This is a genomic window from Hydrogenophaga sp. (assembly GCF_011772445.1).
Lineage (GTDB): Bacteria > Pseudomonadota > Gammaproteobacteria > Burkholderiales > Burkholderiaceae_C > Hydrogenophaga.
This window is the reverse complement of the sequence record NZ_WVZN01000020.1, coordinates 1-5856: the sequence shown is the minus strand read 5'-3', so window position 1 is coordinate 5856 and position 5856 is coordinate 1. Positions and strand designations below refer to the sequence as shown.

Here is a 5856-nt window from a genome sequence, read left to right as displayed (position 1 = left end):
TCGGCCCCGGCCCCCGCGCCGGCGCGCCAGCCCACCGGCTTCGACGACATGGACGATGACATCCCTTTCTGAAATCACGCAAACCGCGTAACCTGACCCACCCGAGCGGTGGGTTTTTTTTGCGCCGCCGTCGGCTGCCCCGGAAAAAAGCAATGCAAAGGGATTAGTTCCCGGTAAATCTGTTGATCCATTGATTATTCTCGACGGGTTCTCAACGTCACTCACGCGAGGTGCACATGGTCCGGGTTGTCGTCGCAGAAGACCACGCGCTGGTTCGTCAAGGCATCGGCATGTTGCTGCAGTCCGCCGGCGATTTCGAATTGGTGGCTGAAACGGCGAAGGGCAGCGACGTCGAGCTGCTGGTGCAGTTTCACAAGCCCGACCTGCTGTTGCTCGACCTGGCGCTGTCGGACAGTTCGGGCATCGAGGTGGCGCGGCGCGTGCGGCGCGTCGCCCCGAACGTCCGCATCCTGGTCGTCACGGGCAATGTCTACCCCGGCTCGGTCGCCAACGCCTTCGGCGCGGGGGTCAACGGCTTCGTGCTCAAGCACGAACAGGGCGCCGAGTTGCTCGACGCCATCCGCACGGTCATGGATGGGCGTCGCTACATCAGCCCGCAGGTGGCCAAGGGCCTGGACAGCTCCGCCAACAAGCGGCCCAACGCGCAGGGCCTGACGCAGACCCTGACGCAGCGCGAGCAGCAGATCGTGCGCATGATCGCGCGCGGCGGCACCAACCAGGAAATCGCCGATGCGCTGCACATCAGCGTGCTCACCGCGCGCAAGCACCGGCAGAACGTCATGCTCAAACTGGGTCTGCACAACGGCGCGGAGATTGCGGCCTACGCGATGCAGGCGGGGCTGATGGAAGCACCCGATGTGGGCTCGAACCTCTGAGCGCCTGCACCTCGTTTTTCGATGAGAAACAGGGCCCGCGCGGGGCCCTGTTTCACGAGTGAAACCAAAATAGTGCTCGCGCATTATTGAGACGACAACGACGGGTCCGGATACTGAAGTCCATGTTGAACGAGCGTGCAGTCACCACCCGGCGACTGAACGACCGGTCACTCGCCAACGAGGTGGAACCATGAGACAGGCACTGGCCAGCGGCGTGATGCAGCGACTCGGTATCCGGAGCACGACCCGAATGAGCGACGAACAGATGGACTCCGACATCGACTCCGAACTCACACCCACCACCATCGCCGCCGATTACGAGACGCTCATCAACGAATGCTTCCAGGTGCTCGGCCTGACCCCGGACATCGTGCGGATCAGCGTTCGGCCCGTGGGCTTCAGCCCCGCCGGTGTCGAGATCTACGCGGCCTTCATCAAGGTGCTCCGTTGGGAACCGAACGTGATCCAGATGCTGAACCGCCTGCCGTACTTCGAGAAGAAGATCGACAAGCGCATCCGGCTCAGCAACCTCTTGCGCTACAGCGGCTTCGCGGGCCTGTGGTTCCGCACCCCCGCCACTGTCGAAGGATTTGCCACCGCGGTGCACTGAGCCGCCACGCGGCCCGTGCATCGAGCCGTTCACGTCCGCGGGCGTGAACGGCTTTTTTCATGCCGCTGCGCGGCACCACACCGTCACGCCGACGAGGCCTGGTGCAAGAAGTCACCGCTGAGGACACGCAGAACGCCGTGCGCGGCGCCACGCCGCGCCTCGGCCACGAGCATGGCGTCGACCCCGGCCAGTTCGGCCAGCCAGGCATTGGCCACCGACAAGCGACTGCTCTGGCCGATGCGCAGGTCGGACTCGGCATGCTGCCGTGCCGCGCGCACGGTCAATGCCAGGTCGGTGGCATCTTCACAGCGCCGGTGCGCCGCCGCGTACCGCCCGAGCGCGTCGTCGAACTCCCCGGTTTGCGCTGGCGAACCGCCGCGCACGTACGCCTGCATGAGCGCTTGCCGTTCACCCGCATTCAAGGCAGGCGCGTGCGTGATGTCGTGCGACAGCTGAGTGGGCAACAGGCGGGTCGCGCGCGCGAAGTCCTGACCGGCATCGCGCCACTCGACCATGGCCTGCGCGACGCGCTCCCGCGCCTCGCCTTGGTGCGGCCGCAAAGCCTGGCGCTCCCACCGGTGTTGGCCATGGGCCCGCTCCCGCCCGCCGGCCAGTTGAACGAGCCGCTCGATCGCCTGCTGGACGTCGAGCGCGAGGGTCAGGCGCTGACGCGCCGCAATCATGCGCGCGCAGGCCTCGGCCGCCACCACCAGCCGCTGCCGTGCCCCGGCCGGGTCTGGGGACAGTCGGGCCACGTGCGCCAGGACGGCATCGATACGCAAACCGCCGTGTCCGACCCTCACCTGTGGTGCGCTCTGGGCTGGCGAGGCGATACGCTGGACCGTAGGAGCTGCGTGCATGGGCCATCCTCCTTGAACATGACCCGCAGAGTCTTGGCCTCCGAACTGCCCGATTCAATAATGCGCCGGAGCTATATTGGTCGGCTCCCGCACGTCCCTTCGCTTCTCGCTCACCATGCAGTCCGATAGCCGTGTCGACGCGATCTGGGCGCAGGTCCCTGGCATCGGCGCGCTGTTGTCGCCTATTGGCGAGGTGCTCGCCACGTCGCCCGACTGGCGGGCCCGCATGCAGGTTCCGCAGTGGAACGGCGACTGGCGCAACGGGCTGGACCAGGACGACCGCCTGCATCTGCTGCAGGTGTTGTCGCGGGCCCGCGAGTTCAACATCCCCCTGCAGTTGTGGCGCCCCGGCGAAGGCACGGCCCACTACCACTGCGCTGGCTGGTGGGACCCGATTCACCAGGCACATGGCTGCTACCTGGTCGATGTCACGGCGCAGGAAGCCGAACGGCTGAAGCACGAGACACTCAATGGCTGGATGCGGCAGCTCTTCGAGCAATTGCCAGTGCAGCTCGCGTACTTCACACCACCGCCCGAGGCTCGCTGCCTGTTCGCCAACAGCCGCTACGCGCGCGCCATGGGGCACGACGAGAACTCGATACTCGGTCGGTCCGTCGTCGAACTGCTCACACCCCAGGAACTCGATCACCTTCGCGAGGTGGGCAAGACGTACGCGAAGGAGGGCAAGGACCTGAGCTTTCTGCACCACCGGCGCGGCCCGGGCGGCGATGAGGTCCTGGAGGTGTCGCTCGCCGCCGACCGTTGGCCCGACGGTCGCCTGCGCGGCACCTTCGTGCTGATGACCGACGTGACCGAGCAGCACCGCGCCGAGATGGCGCTGCGCACGTCGCGCGAGCGCCTTTCGCGCTTTCTGGAGGCCAGCGCGGAGGGCGTGATCTTCCATCGCGACGGCACCATCACCGACGCCAACCCCGCGGCCTGCCGCCTCTCGGGCTACAGCCACGCCGAGCTGGTCGGGCGCACGGTGTTGTCGATGACGCCGCGGCGCCACCGCGACCGCTCGCGCGTGGTCATCGGCAGCGGTGCCGACGCCTATTTCGAATCCGAAATCCACCACGCCAATGGCGAGGCGATCCCGGTCGAGCTGATCGGCCGCACCATGGAGATCAAGGGCGAGCGCCTGCGCATGACGGTCATCCGCGACATCCGCGACCGCCGCCAGGCGCAGGCGCGCATCCACACCCTCATCGAGGACCTGCGCTCGCAGAAGGACCGCGCCGAGGCCGCCGACCGCGCCAAGTCCGTCTTCCTGGCCGCCGCCAGCCACGACCTGCGCCAGCCCATCCACGCCCTGGGCTTGTTCCTCACCGCCCTGCGCGCCATGGCCCAGGCCCCCAGCATCCCCCGCACCGAACTCGCCCAGATCTGCCGGCGCATGCAGGCCTCCCTGGACGGCCTGGGCCAACTGCTCAACATGCTGCTGGACGTCTCCCGCCTGGACGCCAACGCCGTGCAGGTCGAACTCGCCCCCCTGCCCCTGAGCCAGCTCTTCATCGAGCTCGACCAGGCCTTCGCCGACCTCGCCCACGAGAAGGGCCTGCACCTGCACGTGGCCACCTCTTCGGCCTGGGTGCGCACCGACGCCACCGTGCTGCGCCGCATCCTCTCCAACCTCATGGCCAACGCCATCCGCTACACCCAGCGCGGGCGCGTGCTGCTGGGCGCGCGTGCTCGCGCCCAGCACGTGGAGATCCAGGTCTGGGACCAGGGCATCGGCATCGCCCCCGAGCAGCTCGAGGCCATCTTCGAGGAGTTCTATCAGATCGACCCCGCCCGCACCCGGCGCAACGAGTCCCACGGCCTGGGCCTGGGCCTGTCCATCGTCAAGCGCTCCGCCCGCCTGATCGGCGCCCCGCTGCGCGTGCACTCCACGCCCGGCCAAGGCTCCATGTTCTCCATCACCGTGCCGCGCGCCACACCCCCCGCCGAGCAGGCGCGCCCCGCGCGCGCCGACGACCTCGCCACCGCCGCCACCGCCGCCCTGGCCCCGGGCGCGCGCCGCGTGCTCGTCATCGACGACGAGGAACAGGTGCTCATGGGCATGCAGCAGCTGCTGCAGGTCTGGGGCCACCAGGTCTGGTGCGCCTCCTCCGCCGACGAGGCCGTCGTGCTGGCCATCGCGCACGCCCACGAGATCGACCTGCTGCTCTCCGACTACCGCCTGGGCGGCAACATGACCGCCGTGCAGGCCATCGCCGCCGTGCACGCCTGCCTGCCCGCTCCCGTGCCCACCTACATCCTCACCGGCGACACCTCTCCCCAGCGCATTCAGGAAGCCTCCGAACTCGGCTTCCCGCTCCTGCACAAACCCGTCGAGCCCGGCGCTCTGCGCGTCGTCCTGGAGCGCGCGAAGTGACCACCGCCAACGCCCCCTGCGCACCCTGGTCTGCCCTGCCGGGCCCGGTGCTGCTGCTGGCCACCGACGGCACGGTGCGCCACGCCAGTGCGGCCTGTGAAGCCTGGCTGGGCCCCACGGCGCCGCATGAGGACTGGTTGCAGGGGATCGATGAGCCGCAACGAAGCGCCTTGCGGGAGTACCTGGGCGCCGCGGAGGCGTTCGAGCTCAGCCTCTCGCGGCGCCACCCGAACTCCCCCCAGGGCCGCCCGAGGCACTTGCGCCTGAACGCGCGCTGGCTGCCCGACGTCGACGCCTGGCTGTGCGTGCTCGTGGACCTGGACAGCCACCACGAACAATGCACCGAAGCGCGCGAGGAAACGGCCTTCCTGCGCGCCTTCGCCGATGCCGTGCCGGTGATGATGTCGTTCTACGACCGCGACCGGATGCTGCGCTACGCCAACCGCCACTACATCCGTCAATACGGGCTCGACCCCGAGCGCATGATCGGCCTGCACGTCTCCGAGGTGCTGGGAGAGGCCAATACCCCCGACACGCCCTTCGAGGACCGGGCAGCACGCTTTTCTTCGAACGACCAGGGTACGCGGACGTCGTTCACGCGCAAGGTGGAACGCCACGACGGTTCGCTGCAGTGGATCGACATCACCCTGGCCTCGATTCACGCCGACGGGCTGCGCCACGTCGGGTGGGGTTCGCTGACCCAGGACATCACGCAGAAGCATGAAGCCCAGGACGCGCTGCGCGAATCGGAGGAGCGCCTGCAGAAGTTCCTCAACGCCAACGCCGAAGGCCTGGTGTTCCACGCACAAGGTGTCATCGTCGACGTCAATCCCTCGGCGTGCGCGCTGCTGGGCAGCGACATGCGCGAGTTGCTGGGCACCTCGCTGCTCGATCGCGTGCAGCCGGTCGATCGCTCCGTCGCCGCGGCCGTGCTGCTCGGCGCGGAGGACAGCTCGACCGAGGCTTCGCTGCTCCAGCCAGGCGGCGTCTCGCTGCCCGTGGAGTTCATCGGGCGCACGATCTGGCGCGAGTCGCAGCGCTTGCGCGCCGTGGTCATCCGCGACATCCGCGACCGCCGCCAGGCGCAGGCGCGCATCCACACCCTCATCGAGG

General features: G+C 68.3%; 6 protein-coding genes. 4 read left to right on the top strand and 2 right to left on the bottom strand.

What is annotated here, in order from left to right; all coding sequences use genetic code 11:
* Nucleotides 1–225 (bottom strand): hypothetical protein (locus GTO19_RS08530; RefSeq protein WP_291017507.1); only part of this gene is annotated, 225 nt, incomplete at its 3' end.
* An 11-nt stretch (nt 226–236) separates the two neighbouring features.
* On the opposite strand from GTO19_RS08530, the gene GTO19_RS08525 reads away from it, so the two are divergent.
* Nucleotides 237–896 (top strand): response regulator transcription factor, encoded by a 660-nt coding sequence (locus GTO19_RS08525; RefSeq protein WP_291017504.1) that lies wholly within the window; start codon nt 237–239, stop codon nt 894–896.
* Between the two features lie 190 nt (nt 897–1086).
* Nucleotides 1087–1506, top strand: coding sequence for a hypothetical protein (locus tag GTO19_RS08520; RefSeq protein WP_291017501.1), 420 nt, complete (start codon nt 1087–1089; stop codon nt 1504–1506).
* 83 nt (nt 1507–1589) lie between these two features.
* Here the strand turns inward: GTO19_RS08520 and GTO19_RS08515 are convergent, their stop codons facing one another.
* Nucleotides 1590–2366 (bottom strand): hypothetical protein, encoded by a 777-nt coding sequence (locus GTO19_RS08515; RefSeq protein WP_291017497.1) that lies wholly within the window; start codon nt 2364–2366, stop codon nt 1590–1592.
* A gap of 115 nt (nt 2367–2481) precedes the next feature.
* On the opposite strand from GTO19_RS08515, the gene GTO19_RS08510 reads away from it, so the two are divergent.
* Both GTO19_RS08510 and GTO19_RS08505 read left to right on the top strand, forming a co-directional pair.
* The gene (locus tag GTO19_RS08510; protein ID WP_291017496.1) at nt 2482–4743 is read left to right on the top strand and encodes a PAS domain S-box protein; all 2262 of its coding nucleotides are present in this window, start codon (nt 2482–2484) and stop codon (nt 4741–4743) included.
* Nucleotides 4740–5856 (top strand): PAS domain S-box protein (locus GTO19_RS08505; protein WP_291017493.1); only part of this gene is annotated, 1117 nt, incomplete at its 3' end. The genes GTO19_RS08510 and GTO19_RS08505, both read left to right, overlap by 4 nt.